This is a genomic window from Riemerella columbina DSM 16469 (assembly GCF_000374405.1).
Lineage (GTDB): Bacteria > Bacteroidota > Bacteroidia > Flavobacteriales > Weeksellaceae > Riemerella > Riemerella columbina.
Map to the genome: position 1 here is coordinate 14,830 of NZ_KB894223.1, position 17,192 is coordinate 32,021.

Below are 17,192 nucleotides of genomic sequence, written 5' to 3' on the forward strand. Positions count from 1 at the left end.
TAATATTCATATTTAGTATGCAAAAATTGGAATAAAAATGAAAACTACTGGAAGAATTGGTAATGAAGACATTTCCGCGGGGGATACGAAATCTTCGTAACTGTAAATATACATTAGTCTTTCTTTCAATTCTTCTTGAGATGGCATAGAAAAATCGTTTGGAATGTAGATTTTACTCGTGTCAAACCCATTTTCGCCAAATACTTTAAGTGGGTTCAATGAAAACTCATTATAAAATGAAGTATCATGAACTAACTTATTTACAAATGAATAAGTGTCTCTTGGGGCTTCGTTTGTTACATTTGTTTTTGGAACGAATCCTTTTGTTTGGAAATTAGATGTTAGTAGCATAACTATTTGATTTAGATTTAGTTCCTACTTTTTTTGTGAAATTTACAACAATGTAAATTTAACTTTTCTGAATAATTAGCAGAAGGCAGATTTTTGGAAAGTCCTACCATTATAGATCGTATTCAATATTTATCTTTCAGAATCTTTTACTATTATTTCAAAGCGTTTTCTTCAATTTCCCTTTTGTCAATCATCGTTTTCATCATTTTTCAACCTCATATTCGTTGCAAAAGAAATTTGTTAAGAACATGTCATCAAATAAAATGTTTCACAATCTGTACACAAATATATGTAATTTTTTTTAATATCCAAATATTTAATGGATTTATTATATGGATTGCTATATTGGTCGTGTGAGTAAATCAAAAATTTTATATTATCCTAATGTGCTTAGTTAAAGAATATTCAATGCAACTCTATAGAGCCAAGTAGAAAATTTGCTGTCACCTCTCAAATTGGGGTATGATTTCCATGCTTGGTAGGTAATTTCTTGAAAGAGGTCTTCTTGGTCATGGTAATTGTCCATATACATTTTAGCGATTTTGAACACCACACCTTTATGTTGTTCCAAATGATCCAAAAATTCTTTTTCAAGAGCTGACATGCTGCACTTTTTATTAAGTAAGTATCAAAACTACAAATTTGTTACATACACTGTTGAATAAAAAATAAGATATTATGAGTAAGTATTTTTTATTTAGAATAAATTTATTATATTTGTCTTGTTAATAACTTTTAAAAAAATAATAACATGAAAAAAACAGTATTATTACTAGGTGTAATGGCAATGTCTATCGTGGCATGTAACAAAAAAGACGGTGCTGCAACTAAAACAGAAGGTACAGAAGATACCGTAGTGGTAGTGGAAGGAAAAGGAGAAACTGTAGTAGCTACAGAAGGGACTGCAGATGTGCCTGAGTTTAAAGATCCTGAGATTCAAAAATTTGCTAATGAATTTGCAGCATACTATAAAGATTTAACAGAAGCAGTGAAGTCTTCTGATGCTACTAAAATGGGAGAGTTGCAACAAAAAGGAACTGAGTTAGCACAGAAAGCTCAAGAGCAAATGACAAAAATGTCTCCTGAAGATGCTAAAACTTGGTCTGAGTGGTCTGTAAAAATCGCTCAAGATGCTCAAAAAGCACAACAAGGACAGTAATTAATTCACTAAATAAATGTCATAAAAGCACCATTTTTTAATGGTGCATTTTTTATGCAAAAAATTAACTCGGGCTTGCCAAAGGTAAGCCCGAGTTTTCAATCATTTATTCTAATATGGATAACTAATTATTCCGTAGGTCTAAATACCAAACCACTTTCTTTAAAATAATCTAGTGTAATGCGGTCACCATCATTTACTTTTCCAGCAAGAATCTCTTTAGAAAGTTGGTTAAGAACTTCATGCTGAAGTAAGCGTTTCAATGGTCTTGCACCAAATACAGGATCGTAACCTTTTTCCCCAATATACGCTACAGCATCTTCGGTCGCCGTCATGATGATATTGCGTTTTTCTAGCATACGGTTGAATCCTCTCAACATATATTGTACAATTTTGCCAATATCTTTTTTGCTTAAAGGCTGGAATAATACCACCTCGTCTATACGGTTGATAAACTCTGGACGCAACGATTGCTTAAGTACACCGAAGACTTCCTCTTTAGTTTTAATTAAAATTTCTTCCTCATTAGTATCGTTCAATTGCTCAAAATTTTCTTGAATAATATGAGAACCTAAATTAGAAGTCATGATGATAATGGTATTTTTAAAATTCACCAATCGTCCTTTGTTATCCGTTAGTCGTCCATCATCCAGCACTTGAAGTAAAGTATTAAAGACATCAGGATGGGCTTTTTCTACTTCATCGAGTAGTACAACAGAATAAGGTCTTCTACGAACCGCTTCCGTTAGTTGTCCACCTTCATCATACCCTACATAGCCTGGAGGTGCACCTACCAAACGCGATACCGAATGGCGTTCCTGATATTCACTCATATCAATACGCGTCATATTATTTTCATCATCGAATAGAAATTCTGCTAAGGCTTTTGCGAGCTCTGTTTTACCGACCCCTGTAGTTCCTAAAAATAGGAATGAACCAATCGGTCTTTTTTCATCGTTAAGTCCAGCACGGTTTCTACGGATAGCATCGGATACGGCTTGGATGGCTTCTTCTTGACCTACCACACGCTTATGCAGTTCGCCTTCTAGATGAAGTAATTTTTCGCGTTCAGATTGGATTAATTTTGTCACTGGAATCCCCGTCCATTTAGAAATCACTTCCGAAATATTTTCAGCGGTTACTTCTTCTTTAATTAATTCATTTTGATGGTTTTGCATTTCAAGTTCTAAAGTCTTGAGCGCTTCCTCTTTTTCGCGAAGTTTCCCATATTGGATTTCTGCTACTTTAGCGTAGTCCCCACTTCTTGAGGCTCTTTCTGCTTCTAGTTTAAGCGACTCAATGTCCTTCTTAATCTGAGTTAAATCTTCAGATTTTTGTTTTTCGCTTAGCCATTTAGCATTAATTTTATTACGCTCATCGGTGACTTTAGCGATATCTTCTTTTAGATGGTCAATTTTCACTTGATTGCCTTCGCGAGAAATCGCTGCTAACTCAATTTCCATTTGCATCAATTTTCTATCCAAAACATCCAGTTCTTCTGGTTTAGAATTGATTTCCATTCTTAGTTTAGAAGACGCTTCATCGATTAAGTCGATGGCTTTATCGGGTAAAAATCGGTCCGAAATATAGCGTTGCGATTGTTCTACCGCTGCAATAATGGCTTCATCTTTAATTCTTACTTTATGGTGGGCTTCGTATTTTTCTTTAATTCCTCTAAGGATAGAAATCGCTGACTCTGTATCTGGTTCTTCTACCATCACTTTTTGAAAACGACGCTCTAGGGCTTTATCTTTTTCAAAATACTTTTGGTATTCGTTTAGTGTGGTTGCTCCAATGGCTCTTAACTCGCCTCTTGCTAAGGCTGGTTTTAAAATATTGGCAGCATCCATCGCACCTTCGCCACCGCCAGCACCGACTAAAGTATGGATTTCATCAATGAATAAAATGATTTGTCCATCGGATTTCGTCACCTCATTGACTACGGATTTTAGTCTTTCCTCAAACTCCCCTTTGTATTTTGCTCCAGCAATTAAAGCTCCCATATCTAGTGAGTATAAGGTTTTATCCATTAGGTTTTCTGGCACATCGCCAGAAATTATTCTATGGGCAATACCTTCTGCAATGGCGGTTTTACCAACACCTGGTTCACCAATTAAAATAGGGTTGTTTTTGGTTCTTCTGGATAAAATCTGTAACACGCGGCGGATTTCTTCATCCCTACCGATTACGGGGTCTAGCTTACCTTCTGCGGCTAACTCATTAAAGTTTTTAGCGTATTTGCTTAAACTTTGGTAAGTTTCTTCTGAACTCGCTGAAGTGGCTTTGCTTCCTTTTCTTAATTCTTTAATACCTCCTTCTAAGAGATTTTTGGTCACGCCCATATCTTTTAATAAAGTGCTAACAGGTGAAGATACATCTAATAATGCCAGCCAAATATGCTCAATGGTCACATATTCATCGCCCATTTTTTTAGCGATATTAGGGGCTTCTAGCAATACTTTATTCGCCGATTGTGATAGATAAAGGTTACCACCTTCTACTTTAGGCAGATTTTCAATGCTTTCTCTGTTGCGTTCGCGAACTAAGTGGGCATCGGCTTCTGATTTTTTTAATAGAAAAGTAGAAATGCTATCGTCACTTTGGAAAATACCTTCCAATAAGTGTTGAGGTTCTATACTCTGATTGCCAAATTCCATAGCCACTTGTTGGGCTTTTTGAATGGCTTCTTGTGATTTTACGGTAAATTGATTTAAGTTCATATATGGATTGTGATTTTTATTAATTATTATTTTACAATGTTTTCTAGTCAAAAACCATACAATTGAAAAATATTAAATAAAATAAGACAATATTTCTTAATTTGTAAAAACCAAATCTAAATTATGATGACAATATTTCCGAAGTTAATAAAAAATGAGACTGTTAGCTGGTAACAATCTCATTCGTTTATGATAAAAAGTAATGATTTCTATATTGTAGATAATCTTAGGGTATTAGTCATACCACCATTGTGTACGGGCATGGCATTTAAGTTTACTACAAAATCGCCTTTTTCCACAAAGCCGTAATTGGTGGTGAGCATATTCACTTGAATAACGGTTTCATCGGTATTTTTTTCCATATCGTAGTAGAATGCACGAACGCCCCAAAGCAAATTGAGCATCGTTATGACGCGTTTGTTCGCGCTATAAACAATAATATGCGAACCTGGTCTATGCGATGAAATTTGGAAAGCCGTATATCCCGAATGCGTTAAAGTAATAATAGCTTCTGCGCCTGCACTTTGGGCGATTTTAACCGCTGAAAGGCAGATTTTATCCGTGATAAATCTCTTATCTACACAATTGACTTTATCCTCTAAAATACTGTTTCGTTTGTAGTAATAGTGTGTATTTTCTATACCTTTTACAATTTTCGCCATATTTTTTACCACATCTACGGGGTATTTCCCTACTGAGGTTTCCCCAGAAAGCATCACTGCATCGGCACCGTCTAACACAGAGTTAGCCACATCGTTGACTTCGGCTCTGGTCGGTGTAAGGCTATTAATCATAGTTTCCATCATTTGAGTAGCGATAATGGCAGGCTTAGCATAAATTCTTGCTTTTTTCACCAATGTTTTTTGGATTACGGGAACTTCTTCCATCGGTACTTCTACACCTAAATCGCCTCTTGCTACCATAATTCCGTCGCATTCTTTTAGAATCTCATCGATATTTTTTACCCCTTCTGGTTTTTCAATTTTAGCGATGATGGGTGGTTTAAACTCCGTAGGATGAGCGTTGATAAGTTCCTTTAGATCTTTGATATCTTGAGCGTGTCTTACAAAGGATAGTGCAATCCAATCCAGTTCTAAATCCAAGATAAACCTTGCATCCTGAATATCTTTTTCTGTTAAGGCAGGAAGTGAAACATTAGTGTTGGGAAGGTTAACCCCTTTTTTGGAACTTAGCGGCCCACCTTGTATGGTTTTGGCGCGTACGGTATCCTTAAGGTTGGTTTCTATCACTTCCAGCACCAATTTTCCATCGTCAATTAATATTCTCTCGCCAACTTTTACATCTTGAGGGAATTTTTTATAAGTCATATAGACCCTAGTAGAATCGCCTTCTACATTTTCATTGGTAAAGGTAAGGATATCGCCGGGGTTGAGGTAAGAGCCTTCTTTTACTACACCAACTCTTAGTTTAGGACCTTGTAAGTCGCCTAAAATAGAGACTGCGTAGCCGTATTCTTCATTTATGCTTCGTATTAATTCCACATTTTTTCTTACCAAGTCGTAGTCGGCATGGGAAAAATTAATTCTAAAGACATCTACACCCGCTTTTATAAGATTTACCATCGTCTCTCTATTAGAAGAGGCAGGACCTAGCGTGGCAATAATTTTAGTTTTTTTTGTATGTTTATTCATAGTATTGTAAGGTTTGATAGAACTGATGTTCTGGGCTTAATGTAACTTCCTGTATAGGAAAAGTTAATTTTTCTGGAAGCAAAATTACTGAAAAATCGTTAAAAAATTCCTTTGTTAAGAGAATATAATCTACTTCCGAGTATTTTGGTAAGATTTGCATAGGTTCGTAGAGGTGTGAGAACAAATCATTAAACTCTGCTAAAGGCTTTGCACTATGGGATTTATTAGCAATAAAGGTGTAGGTGCTTTTGGTTACCGTATCGTGGGTTTGGTATCTTCCAAATTGATACATAGACCCATTTTGCTGCATTTCAAAATCTTCAATTCTACTAAATTTAAAGGCATTACATTGATTAACTTTAAAAAAGAATTCGTAATCTGGCATCTGACGCACCAGACGAACCAAGCCTATTTGTAGGGTTTCTTCTTCTATATCAAGTGTTAATTTTATGTTTTTCAATGATTTTCTCTTTTTTATTTAATGAATAGAATGCGCGTTGGGCTACTTTCTCTTCTGCTTTTTTCTTTGAAGTTTCCGAGGCGGACGCTATTTTTTTACCTTTAATGAAAATACAAGATTTAAAAACTTTCTGCTGATTCGGCAATTGCTCCTCTTGGGTTTGGTATTCTATATTGAGTTTATGTTTTTGCCCCCATTCTAGCATCAAGCTTTTATAGCTGATGATTTTATGCTCCAATTTAGCAATTTCAGATTTAGGTAATAAACGGTTGAGTACTATTGTTTGACACATTTCATAGCCTAAATCCATATAAATAGCGCCAATTAAGGCTTCCAATAGATTACCAGATAAGTCTTCTCCAAATTTTATGCCTTTTCGAACTTTTACCAGTTCTGTCAACCTTAAACGATTACCTATTTGATTAAGATTTTTTCGATTGACAATTTTCGATTTCATTTGGGTTAAAAAACCTTCGTTGTCGTTTGGGTATTGCTGGTAAAGATAGTACGAAACAATACTGCCTAATACCGCATCTCCTAGAAACTCTAATCGGTCGTAGTTTTTAGCACAAATAGGACTCTTTAGAGAAAAGGCTTCATCATACCAATGGATATGTTTAGGTTGGGTACCTAATATCTGGTTGAGATGTTGGTTAAGAAGAAGTTCTCTAGAGGTAAAAGTTTTTTTAGATGCGTGTCTTCTTTTTACAGAGAGAATCTTTTGGAGATAGCCTTTAAGCCTCATTATTTTACTTTCTTGAATAGTACACAAGCATTGTGTCCACCAAAACCGAAAGTATTACTCATGGCAATATCGACTTGTTTTTTTACAGGTTCGTTGAATGTAAAGTTGAGACGAGGGTCTATTTTCTCATCATCTGTAAAGTGATTAATGGTTGGTGGAACCATATCATTCATAATGGTACCAATCGTGGCAATGGCTTCTATAACCCCTGCTGCCCCTAGTAAATGCCCAGTCATGGACTTAGTAGAGTTAATTTGAATATCAAAGGCGTGTTCGCCAAGTAATTTTGAAATCGCATTAGATTCTGCAATATCGCCTAATGGGGTAGAAGTACCATGCATATTGATATGGTCAACTTGGTCTGCGGTGATACCTGCGTCCTCAAGGCAATTTTTCATTACCAGATAAGCGCCTAATCCTTCTGGGTGCGGTGCCGTCATATGGTAGGCATCTGCACTCATACCGCCTCCTTTAAGCTCTGCATAGATGGTAGCTCCTCTTTTTACAGCGTGTTCATACTCTTCTAAAATGATACAACCTGCACCTTCCCCAAGGACAAAACCATCACGGTCTTTATCAAATGGTCTCGAAGCCGTTTTAGGATCATCATTTCTTGTAGAAAGCGCCATCATTCCATTAAATCCGCCTACACCACTCGCTGTAATAGCCGCTTCTGAGCCACCACAAACAATAACATCTGCTTTACCTAGTTGGATAAGCATTTTGGAATCTATAATAGCATTAGCCGAAGAGGCACAAGCCGAAACCGTAGTATAGTTAGGGCCATGGAAACCATATTCTATTGAGATATGCCCTGGGGTAATATCTGCAATCATTTTAGGAATAAAAAATGGATTAAAACGAGGAATATCTGTCTTTGCCCAACCTAAAACCTCTGTTTCAAAAGTTTCAAGTCCGCCAATACCAGATCCCCAAATAACCCCCACACGGTTTTTGTCCACATTAGATTCCAAAATCTCAGAGTGGGCTACGGCTTCTCGTGCTGCAACTAGTCCGAATTGGGTATTGCGATCCATTTTCTTAGACTCCTTTTTTTCAAAATGGTCTAATGGATTGAAGTTTTTAACTTCGCAAGCAAATTTTGTTTTAAAATTAGTGGCATCGAAAAGAGTAATCGGAGCAGCACCGCTCTCACCTTTTACAAGGTTTTCCCAATACTCTTTAGCATTATTTCCAATAGGGGTAATAGCACCAAAACCGGTTACAACTACTCTTTTCAATTCCATAATTTTAGTTTTTACAAAAAATGTTGAATTATTTGTTTACCACTTCTTCTACATAGGTAATTGCGTGACCTACTGTAGTGATTTTTTCTGCTTGGTCATCTGGGATTTGAATATTGAATTCTTTTTCAAATTCCATGATGAGTTCTACAGTATCAAGGGAATCTGCCCCTAAGTCGTTAGTGAAACTTGCTTCTGGAGTAACTTCTGTTTCCTCCACATCTAACTTATCAGCGATGATCGCTTTTACTCTTGATGCAATGTCTGACATAATATATAAGATTTAAAAATTATTAATCGGTGCAAATATATAAAATTTCATTTCATTTTCATTATTTTTATTGAAAAATCCAATTCCGTGCCAATCTTGATATCAACTTATGAATTGCAAGTCTTTGGTTTTAAAGTGGTTGTTTTATAAAAATACTAATTTTATGAATTCGTAAAGGCTTTAATTTATGTAGGTTTTTATGTAGGTGGTATTTATTGTTTAGAATTTCTTACTTTTGCTACATAATACTTAGAATAACAATGAGCGATTTTTTTGATAATGACGATGATGTGTTTACTGGTAAAGAGCATACGCCTTTGCGTGAAGATGCCTTCCAAAAGACACCTGAAGAAAAAATAAAAATTATAGAGCAACATTTTGCAGAAATTATGCATACTCTGGGGTTAGATATGACGGATGATTCTCTCAAAGACTCACCAAAGCGTGTCGCCAAAATGTATGTCAACGAAATTTTTGGAGGGTTGCTTCCAGAAAATAAACCGGGAATTTCTACCTTTAGCAATAAATATAAATACCGCCAAATGTTGGTAGAAAAGGATATTACGGTGTATTCTTTTTGTGAGCATCATTTTTTACCCATTATTGGGAAAGCTCATGTGGCGTATATTTCTAATGGTGAAGTGATTGGGCTGTCTAAAATCAATCGTATTGTAGATTATTACGCTAAGCGACCACAAGTTCAAGAACGCTTGACGATGCAGATTGTAGATGCAATGAAGGAAGCGCTTGGAACAAAAGATGTGGCGTGTATTATTGATGCCAAACATTTGTGTGTTAATTGTAGAGGAATTAAGGATACGGCGAGTTCTACCATTACGGCAGAGTTGAGTGGTATTTTCCGAACCAATCCTATTACAAGACAGGAGTTTTTGCATTATGTAGGAAGCCACGCCAGAATCGATTAATTTTAACTAAAAACAAACTTTACATTGGATTTAAAAATATATAATTCTCTCACCAGCGAAAAAGAAGTATTTCAACCGATTACGGAAGGCAAAGTCGGTATGTATGTATGTGGACCTACCGTATATAGCAATGTACATTTAGGGAATGTGCGTACCTTTATGTCGTTTGATTTTATTTATAGAACATTAATGCATCTGGGATATCAGGTTCGTTATGTAAGGAATATTACCGATGCGGGACATTTAACAGACGATGGCGATGTCAATAACGATAGATTTGTAAAACAATCGCGATTGGAAAAGTTGGAGCCTATGGAAATTGTACAGAAATATACTGTGGATTTTCATAAGGTATTAGAGTTATTTAATCTACTCCCTCCAACCATAGAACCTACGGCAACTGGGCATATTGTAGAGCAAATAGAATTAACCCAAGCCTTGCTAGATAAAGGTTTCGCCTATGAAAGCAACGGTTCTGTCTATTTTGATGTGATGGAGTACAACAAAAGAGGACTTAACTATGGCGAACTTTCCAGAAGAAATGTAGAGGAATTATTTGCCAATACCAGAGATTTAGATGGCCAAGGGGAAAAGAAAAATCCTCAAGATTTTGCTTTATGGAAAAAGGCATCACCAGCCCATATTATGCGATGGAATTCCCCATGGGGAGCTGGATTCCCAGGTTGGCACTTAGAATGTACCGCTATGAGTACCAAATATCTAGGCGAAAGATTTGATATTCATGGGGGTGGGATGGATTTAAAATTTCCGCACCACGAATGTGAGGTAGCTCAAGGTAAAGCGTGCAACGGCACCTCGCCTGTTAATTATTGGATGCATGCCAATATGCTGACGATGAACGGACAGCGTATGAGTAAATCTACGGGGAATTATATTCTGCCAATGCAACTCATCTCTGGCGAAAATGATTTTTTTGAAAAGCCATTTGCACCGTCAGTAGTGCGTTTTTGTTTTATGCAGGCACATTATAGAAGTGTACTCGATATTTCTAATGATGCGATGTTGGCAAGTGAAAAAGGCTTTAATCGCTTAATGCAAGCCATCAAAATTTTAGAGGCGTTAGAGGGTGGTTCATCAACTTCGGATGATTTTAACTTAGAGACTTGGAAGGATAAATGCTATATGGCATTGATGGACGATTTTAATTCTCCAATTCTAATTGCCCATTTGTTTGAAGCGGTGAAGTTTATTTTTGCCGTTAAAGATGGTAAAGCCAATATTTCTAAACAAGACCTTGATGCACTCAAACGCCTAATGCATGATTTTGTATTTGAGGTACTGGGATTGCAAGCAGTTGAGGAAAACAACCACGCCAAACTAGACCAAGCAATGCAAATTTTAATCGATTTAAGAAACCAAGCCCGCAAGGCGAAAAATTGGGAGCTCAGCGACCAAATCCGCGACCAATTGCTATCGCATGGGATAGAATTAAAGGACGGAAAAGACGGAACCACTTATTCACTTAATTCATAACGACTCGACTTTTAAAGTTGAAAAAATAATATAGATGCATAACCAATTAGGACACTTTCTATCATTAACAACCTTTGGCGAAAGCCATGGGCTGGCGTATGGTGGTATTATTAATAATTTTCCTGCGGGAGTAGCGGTAGATTTAGAGCAAGTTCAGACTGAATTAGACCGTAGAAAACCAGGGCAATCCGCTATCGTCACCCAAAGGAAAGAAAGCGATACGGTAAAGTTTCTTTCTGGAATTTTTGAGGGTAAAACAACGGGAACACCTATTGGCTTTATCATAGAAAATGAAAACCAGCGCAGTAAGGATTATAGCCATTTGGCAAAAGCGTATCGCCCGAGCCATGCTGATTTTACTTACGACCAAAAATTTGGTCATCGTGATTATAGAGGAGGGGGGAAATCATCTGCCCGAGAAACGATTAATTGGGTGGCAGCAGGGGCTTTAGCCAAATTTATTCTACCCAAAGAAGTGGAAATCAAAGCTTATGTATCTTCGGTGGGGGATATTTTTTGCGAAAAACCTTACCAAGATTTAGACTTAACTGCGATAGACTCTAATATCGTGTGTTGTCCAGACGAGGCAACGGCTAACCGAATGATAGATAAAATAAAAGCCATTAAAAAAGACGGCAATACCATAGGGGGAACGATTACTTGCGTTATCAAAAATCTACCCGTAGGTGTTGGGGAGCCTGTTTTTGGTAAACTTCAAGCAGAATTGGCAAAGGCGATGCTGAATATCAACGCCGCTAAAGGCTTTGAATATGGCTCTGGATTTTGTGGAGCAAAGATGACGGGAAAAGAACACAACGATAAATTCAACGCTGATTTTTCTACTCAAACCAATTTATCTGGAGGTATCCAAGGGGGGATTTCTAACGGGATGGATATCTATTTCCGTGTGGCATTTAAACCAGTGGCAACCATTCTAAGACCGCAAGAAAGCGTAGATAGCGAGGGTAACGCCATAGTGGTAGAAGGCAAAGGACGACATGACCCTTGCGTAGTGCCAAGAGCAGTGCCTATTGTAGAAAATACGGCAGCTTTTGTATTAGCAGATTTATTTTTAATTAATAACATAAGAACATTATCATGAATGTAAAACAATATTGGGACGAAAGTATTTCTTTTGAAACCTATTTAAAAGAGGTGGAACAAACCATCCAAACGCCTAAAACAGACGAGGAAAAGGAAAAACAGCCATTCTATGAGCTGGCAATGCAGCGTATGCAACGCGTACTGAAAACATTTAAAGTAGACGAGGCTACGGCAGAAGCTTTAGCTGCGAAAGATTTTAAGGGAAAAATCCTTGTCATTTCTGAAGGTTGGTGTGGCGATGCCAGTCAGATTGTACCCGTAGTGGCTCAATTATTTGAGGGTAAAAATGAGGTGCAAATTTTTTACCGAGATAAAGACACTGCGCTAATAGATGCGTTTCTAACCAATGGTAGTCGCTCTATTCCTAAGGTATTAATTTTAAACGAAGACTATGAAGTTGTACAAGATTGGGGACCGCGTCCGCAGCATGGTTTAGCGTTGTTTCAAAAGTTTAAAGACAATCCAGAAGCTTATCCTAAAGAGCAATTTTATAACGATATCCAAGTTTACTATGCTAAAAATAAAGGCAAAGATATTGTAGCAGAATTGCTGAATTTATTATAATACCGCTATGGAATTTTTAAAGAAAAATGGCTTGTTTATCGTCCTTACAGCGTTGCTGATAGGTATTTTTGTATTTCCAAAATTCGGGGATTTTGTACGCAGTCAGTTGCTGATGAAACCCGCTATGGAAAAAATGGAAAACGAAATCAAGGTATCTGATGAAGATTTTGATATCGACCTAAAAGGCGTTAATGTACCCAATGCCAACCTTAAAGATTTTAAAGGGAAAGTGTTGTTTCTCAATTTTTGGGGTAGTTGGTGTCCACCATGTAGAGCGGAGTGGGGGTCTATCCAAAAACTATACGATGGTGAGAAGAATAAAGTAGGCTTTGTCCTCATTGCCATGCAAGATGAAGAGGCTAAGGTAAAGCAGTTCCTAAAAGATAATGGCTATACTGCTCCCGTGTATATTGCCCAAAGTCCAATTTCCGAGAAACTACTGCCCAAAGTATTTCCTACCACTTTTATCATCAACCCACAGGGCTATATTGTAAGGAAAGAAGATGTCGCTAACGATTGGAACGCACAAGCGGTACACGATTATCTAAACCGATTAACGAAATAGACTTTGGAATAGAATTTGTAAGTTTGCGCATTAAAAAAATAAATACATTATGGCATCAAAATTAAAATTATTAAGACAGGCGTTTCGTCATAAAGGATTTGTAAGTAAAATTCCTACTTTGTTCGTTATGGTAAAAGCCATCATCAAAAAAGAGTACAAACCAGGCTATAAAAATGTGATTGTACCCGCGTTGGTATTAGCGTATATCATTTCACCGATTGACATCATCCCCGATTGGATTCCATTGATTGGTGCGTTGGACGATTTAGCGCTTATCGCCTTGGCAATGCCGATGCTCATGAAGGAATTAGAAGCCTTTGAAGCATGGCAAGAACAAAAGAAGAATATAAAAACCATTGATGCGGAACCAGTTTAATACACCAGCTAAAGCCCTTTCTAAAAAAGGGCTTTTTTATTTGATGAAAATTATCATCATAACCGTTTAGGAATGAGTCTTGACCACTCATAAATGATATTTTACCACTGAAAAATGGATAATGACCGCTTAGAAATGATATGTTACCTGTAACAAATGGATGATGACCAGTCACAAATCATATTTTACCAGTTACAAATGGATAATGACCGCTTAGAAATGATATGTTACCTGTAACAAATGGATGATGACCAGTCACAAATCATATTTTACCAGTTACAAATGGATAATGACCACTCAGAAATGATATATTACCGCTTAGAAATCAATCCTTACCACTGAGAAATGGATAATGACCATTAATAATATATAATGCTAAAGCATAGAGCGGATATTTTTATTTCTTTAATTAATATTTTTCTATTTTTGTACATTTAAATTGATGAAGGCATGAAATACCTTATTGTAGGACTAGGCAACAAAGGCGATGAGTATGAAAATACCCGCCATAATATCGGTTTTAAAGTGGTGGATAAAATTGCGGAGGTGTTGGAAGTACCTTTTAAATCGAGTAATTTTGGTTGGCTAGCAGAAGGGAAATACAAAGGTAGAAAAGTATTACTCCTAAAGCCAGATACTTATATGAACCTTAGTGGTAATGCCGTGAAGTTTTGGCTTAAAAAAGAAAATATCCCCTTAGACCATTTGATGGTTATTACCGATGATTTGGCACTGCCTTTCGGGACTTTAAGAATGAAGATGAAAGGCTCGGATGCGGGACATAACGGATTAAAAAATATCCAAGATATGCTACAAACTAAAAACTATCCAAGGTTAAGGTTTGGTATCTCTGCCGATTTCTCGGAGGGGCGTCAGGTAGATTATGTGCTAGGTACATGGAACGATGAGGAAACCCAACAACTCCCTGAGCGTATCGAGCAGTTTTCTAAAGCGACTTTAAGTTTTGTGTTTGCAGGCATACAAAATGCCATGACGGGATTCAACGGAAAATAAACTAAACAATGCTAAAAGATTTTAAACCAGTACTCAAAATATTCCTTCGCTTTATCGTGATTTATTTAGTGCTTTTAGGAATTTATCAGCTCTATCTCAATCAGCAGGTGGGTTTAGACTCGTATTCTGTACATGTGTCTAACCAGTGTACTCGGTTGCAAAATGCCATCGGTTATGAGTCCCAAATGGTACCCCAGCCAGAGTATAAAACCTCGTGGTATTATGTAAATGGCGACTATGTGACGAGAATGGTAGAAGGCTGCAATGCCGTTTCCATTATGATTATGTTTGTGGCGTTTATATTTGCCTTTTATAAGGGCGCAAAGACTTTTCTATTTGCAGGGTTGGGGTTGGTTTTGCTTTATGTTTTGAATATCATAAGAATTGCAGGAATCAATATCGCTGCGGTGGAGCACCCAGAGTATCTTAAAACTTTACACGATTATGCTTTTCCTGCCGTTATCTATGGTGGCGTAGTGGTGCTATGGTTGGTTTGGATTAAATTTTTTGTAATTAATGATGAGCAAAGGGCTTAGGATAGTATTCGTTTTACTAAGCATAGCAGGATTGATAAGTATCCGAGTTTTTGAGGGGGTATTATTCTACGACCCTTTTTTGGCATATTTTAAACAAAGCGAATTTCTAGAAACTTTTCCAAGTTTTAATTGGGGACTACTGGTGCTGAACTATGGATTTAGATTTTTATTAAATGTTTTCTGCTCGGCGGTGGTGGTCTATGCTTTATTCTTGAGGAGAGATTGGGTGCTACAGACTGCTATTCTTATGACGATTGTATTCCTTGTAGCGTTAGCCTTATACTTATATTGTATCGCTACAGAGTTTAGTTGGGGGGATTTGTTTGCGTTCTATATGCGCCGTTTTGTTATCCAGCCCGTTATTCTTTTGCTGATTATCCCGATGTTCTACTACCGATACCAAATCCACCGATGAGGGCATATTTACTACCAAGACTGATAAAAAATACTGTATATTTGTTTTATGAATTACAATGATGCGCTAAGCCAACGCTATTCGGTTAAAAAATTTGATAAAGAAAAGACGATTTCTAAAGCCATTTTAGAAAATATTCTAAAGGCAGGACAACTCTCTGCCAGCTCGCTAGGATTGCAACCGTATAAAATTTTTGTCATTGAAAAAGAGGAGGATAAAACCCAACTGACTCCTGCGTTCTATAATCCTTCTCAAATTTCCACCTGCTCCCATCTGATAGCCATTGTGACTAAAAAAACTTTAGAAAAAGACTATCTCGACGGATATATGAAGCACATTACAGAAGTGAGAAAAGTAACTTTGGAAAGCTTACAAATGTTTAGAAAAAGTATAGAAGGCTATGTAGAGCGACACTCGGATGAAGGCTTAGCCACTTGGAACGAAAAGCAAAGCTATATTCTTTTGGGACATCTGATGTTTGCGGCAGCTTTAGAGCAAGTAGATTCTTGCCCTATGGAAGGGTTTAATGCCGAGATGCTATCCGATTACTTAGGATTAGACCAAGATAAAGAGCAGGTTTCTGTCACCTTGGCTTTGGGCTACCGTGCGGAAGACGACCCTTTTCAACATATGAAAAAAGTAAGAAAACCCAACGATAAACTATTCAAATTTCTATAAAGATGGATGCAATTATTTCTGCCAAAGCCTTTTCCAAATTAAACCCCGAACATTATATTTTAATTGATGCTGGGAGTGGTAAAGAAACTTACCAACGCTATTTAAAGCAACACCTTAAAGGCGCGATTTACTTAGACTTAAATCAAGACTTGGCGGAAATACCAGAAGATGCAAAGCAGGGTGGGCGTCATCCATTACCTGTGATTAAAGATTTTCTAAAGACTTTGCAACATAGCGGTGTTGAAAAAGACAGCCATGTCATTATATATGATGATAAGCAAGCATCCAACGCTGCTGCAAGATTGTGGTGGATGCTAAAGGCCGTAGGGGTTGAAACAGTTCAAGTCCTAGATGGTGGATTACAAATGGCGATAGCGGCTGGTATACCAACCGATTCTGGCGTAGAAAAGCCCAATCCTTCTCCCAATATGATTGAAGTACAGGCTTGGCAATTACCAATGGTAATGCTAGAGGATATGAAAAACCATTATCAAAACTCCGACTATCGCATTATAGATGTACGCAGTGCAGAACGCTATGCGGGACTATCGGAACCTATTGATACCGTAGCAGGACATATCCCCAATGCGGTTAATATGCCATTTTCCAATAATCTGAATGAAGATGGAACTTTTAAAACGCCAGAGGAACTAAAAAAGATATATGCTGACCACACCAATGCCTCATCAAAACATACGATTGTGCATTGTGGCTCGGGGGTTACGGCGTGCCATACTTTATTGGCAATGGACTACGCAGGGTTACCACTACCTAGTTTATATGTAGGCTCTTGGAGTGAGTGGAGTAGAAATGATTTACCGATTGAAAAGTAACTTTTAATAATGAAAAATAAATTATTTACCATGATAATAATATTATTATCAGTAGTTGCTAAAGCCTAAGTTGGGAGTATTAGTT

Annotated in this window: 20 protein-coding genes; 12 read left to right on the top strand and 8 right to left on the bottom strand. The window is 37.1% G+C overall.

The window, feature by feature from the left end; translation table 11 throughout:
* Positions 1 to 12: 12 nt before the first annotated feature.
* The gene (locus C237_RS0103490) at positions 13 to 351 is read right to left on the bottom strand and encodes a hypothetical protein (RefSeq protein ID WP_018675108.1); all 339 of its coding nucleotides are present in this window, start codon (positions 349 to 351) and stop codon (positions 13 to 15) included.
* Between the two features lie 394 nt (positions 352 to 745).
* On the bottom strand, positions 746 to 955 hold the full coding sequence (locus C237_RS12840; protein WP_018675109.1) for an RNA polymerase sigma factor: 210 nt from the start codon (positions 953 to 955) through the stop codon (positions 746 to 748).
* Between the two features lie 147 nt (positions 956 to 1,102).
* Between C237_RS12840 and C237_RS0103500 the strand changes: the two genes are divergently transcribed.
* Positions 1,103 to 1,510: a hypothetical protein gene (locus tag C237_RS0103500; protein WP_018675110.1), complete on the top strand. Its 408-nt coding sequence runs from the start codon at positions 1,103 to 1,105 to the stop codon at positions 1,508 to 1,510.
* Positions 1,511 to 1,638: 128 nt separating this feature from the next.
* Here the strand turns inward: C237_RS0103500 and clpB are convergent, their stop codons facing one another.
* The 6 genes from clpB to C237_RS0103530 form a co-directional block, all read right to left on the bottom strand.
* A complete protein-coding gene (gene clpB / locus C237_RS0103505; protein WP_018675111.1) occupies positions 1,639 to 4,230 on the bottom strand; it encodes an ATP-dependent chaperone ClpB in 2,592 nt (863 codons plus the stop codon).
* Positions 4,231 to 4,439: 209 nt separating this feature from the next.
* Positions 4,440 to 5,882 (bottom strand): pyruvate kinase, encoded by a 1,443-nt coding sequence (gene pyk / locus C237_RS0103510; protein WP_018675112.1) that lies wholly within the window; start codon positions 5,880 to 5,882, stop codon positions 4,440 to 4,442.
* Positions 5,875 to 6,342, bottom strand: a complete 468-nt coding sequence (locus C237_RS0103515) for an IPExxxVDY family protein (protein WP_018675113.1) — start codon at positions 6,340 to 6,342, stop codon at positions 5,875 to 5,877. Before C237_RS0103515 ends, pyk begins: the two co-directional genes overlap by 8 nt.
* Positions 6,317 to 7,087 (bottom strand): ribonuclease III family protein, encoded by a 771-nt coding sequence (locus tag C237_RS0103520; RefSeq protein ID WP_026315470.1) that lies wholly within the window; start codon positions 7,085 to 7,087, stop codon positions 6,317 to 6,319. Before C237_RS0103520 ends, C237_RS0103515 begins: the two co-directional genes overlap by 26 nt.
* On the bottom strand, positions 7,087 to 8,334 hold the full coding sequence (gene fabF, locus C237_RS0103525) for a beta-ketoacyl-ACP synthase II (RefSeq protein WP_018675115.1): 1,248 nt from the start codon (positions 8,332 to 8,334) through the stop codon (positions 7,087 to 7,089). The genes C237_RS0103520 and fabF overlap by 1 nt, the downstream gene beginning before the upstream one ends.
* A gap of 28 nt (positions 8,335 to 8,362) precedes the next feature.
* Complete coding sequence (locus C237_RS0103530) at positions 8,363 to 8,602, bottom strand: acyl carrier protein (protein ID WP_018675116.1); 240 nt, start codon at positions 8,600 to 8,602, stop codon at positions 8,363 to 8,365.
* A gap of 260 nt (positions 8,603 to 8,862) precedes the next feature.
* Between C237_RS0103530 and folE the strand changes: the two genes are divergently transcribed.
* The 11 genes from folE (at position 8,863) to C237_RS0103585 (ending at position 17,107) form a co-directional block, all read left to right on the top strand.
* Positions 8,863 to 9,528 (top strand): GTP cyclohydrolase I FolE, encoded by a 666-nt coding sequence (gene folE / locus C237_RS0103535; RefSeq protein ID WP_018675117.1) that lies wholly within the window; start codon positions 8,863 to 8,865, stop codon positions 9,526 to 9,528.
* 24 nt (positions 9,529 to 9,552) lie between these two features.
* On the top strand, positions 9,553 to 11,022 hold the full coding sequence (gene cysS / locus C237_RS0103540) for a cysteine--tRNA ligase (RefSeq protein ID WP_018675118.1): 1,470 nt from the start codon (positions 9,553 to 9,555) through the stop codon (positions 11,020 to 11,022).
* A gap of 34 nt (positions 11,023 to 11,056) precedes the next feature.
* Positions 11,057 to 12,124 (top strand): chorismate synthase, encoded by a 1,068-nt coding sequence (gene aroC / locus C237_RS0103545; RefSeq protein WP_018675119.1) that lies wholly within the window; start codon positions 11,057 to 11,059, stop codon positions 12,122 to 12,124.
* The gene (locus C237_RS0103550) at positions 12,121 to 12,690 is read left to right on the top strand and encodes a thioredoxin family protein (RefSeq protein WP_018675120.1); all 570 of its coding nucleotides are present in this window, start codon (positions 12,121 to 12,123) and stop codon (positions 12,688 to 12,690) included. The genes aroC and C237_RS0103550 overlap by 4 nt, the downstream gene beginning before the upstream one ends.
* Before the next feature lie 7 nt (positions 12,691 to 12,697).
* A complete protein-coding gene (locus C237_RS0103555) occupies positions 12,698 to 13,255 on the top strand; it encodes a TlpA family protein disulfide reductase (RefSeq protein ID WP_018675121.1) in 558 nt (185 codons plus the stop codon).
* 49 nt (positions 13,256 to 13,304) lie between these two features.
* Entirely contained in the window at positions 13,305 to 13,631 is a 327-nt protein-coding gene (locus tag C237_RS0103560; RefSeq protein ID WP_018675122.1) for a DUF1232 domain-containing protein, read from the top strand.
* A gap of 450 nt (positions 13,632 to 14,081) precedes the next feature.
* Complete coding sequence (pth, locus tag C237_RS0103565) at positions 14,082 to 14,645, top strand: aminoacyl-tRNA hydrolase (protein ID WP_018675123.1); 564 nt, start codon at positions 14,082 to 14,084, stop codon at positions 14,643 to 14,645.
* An 8-nt stretch (positions 14,646 to 14,653) separates the two neighbouring features.
* Positions 14,654 to 15,181, top strand: a complete 528-nt coding sequence (gene xrtF, locus C237_RS0103570) for an exosortase family protein XrtF (RefSeq protein ID WP_018675124.1) — start codon at positions 14,654 to 14,656, stop codon at positions 15,179 to 15,181.
* Positions 15,165 to 15,596: an exosortase F system-associated membrane protein gene (locus C237_RS0103575; protein ID WP_425413724.1), complete on the top strand. Its 432-nt coding sequence runs from the start codon at positions 15,165 to 15,167 to the stop codon at positions 15,594 to 15,596. The genes xrtF and C237_RS0103575 overlap by 17 nt, the downstream gene beginning before the upstream one ends.
* 48 nt (positions 15,597 to 15,644) lie before the next feature.
* Positions 15,645 to 16,274 (top strand): NAD(P)H-dependent oxidoreductase, encoded by a 630-nt coding sequence (locus C237_RS0103580; RefSeq protein ID WP_018675126.1) that lies wholly within the window; start codon positions 15,645 to 15,647, stop codon positions 16,272 to 16,274.
* Between the two features lie 2 nt (positions 16,275 to 16,276).
* Entirely contained in the window at positions 16,277 to 17,107 is an 831-nt protein-coding gene (locus C237_RS0103585; RefSeq protein WP_018675127.1) for a sulfurtransferase, read from the top strand.
* The last annotated feature ends 85 nt before the right edge of the window (positions 17,108 to 17,192 follow it).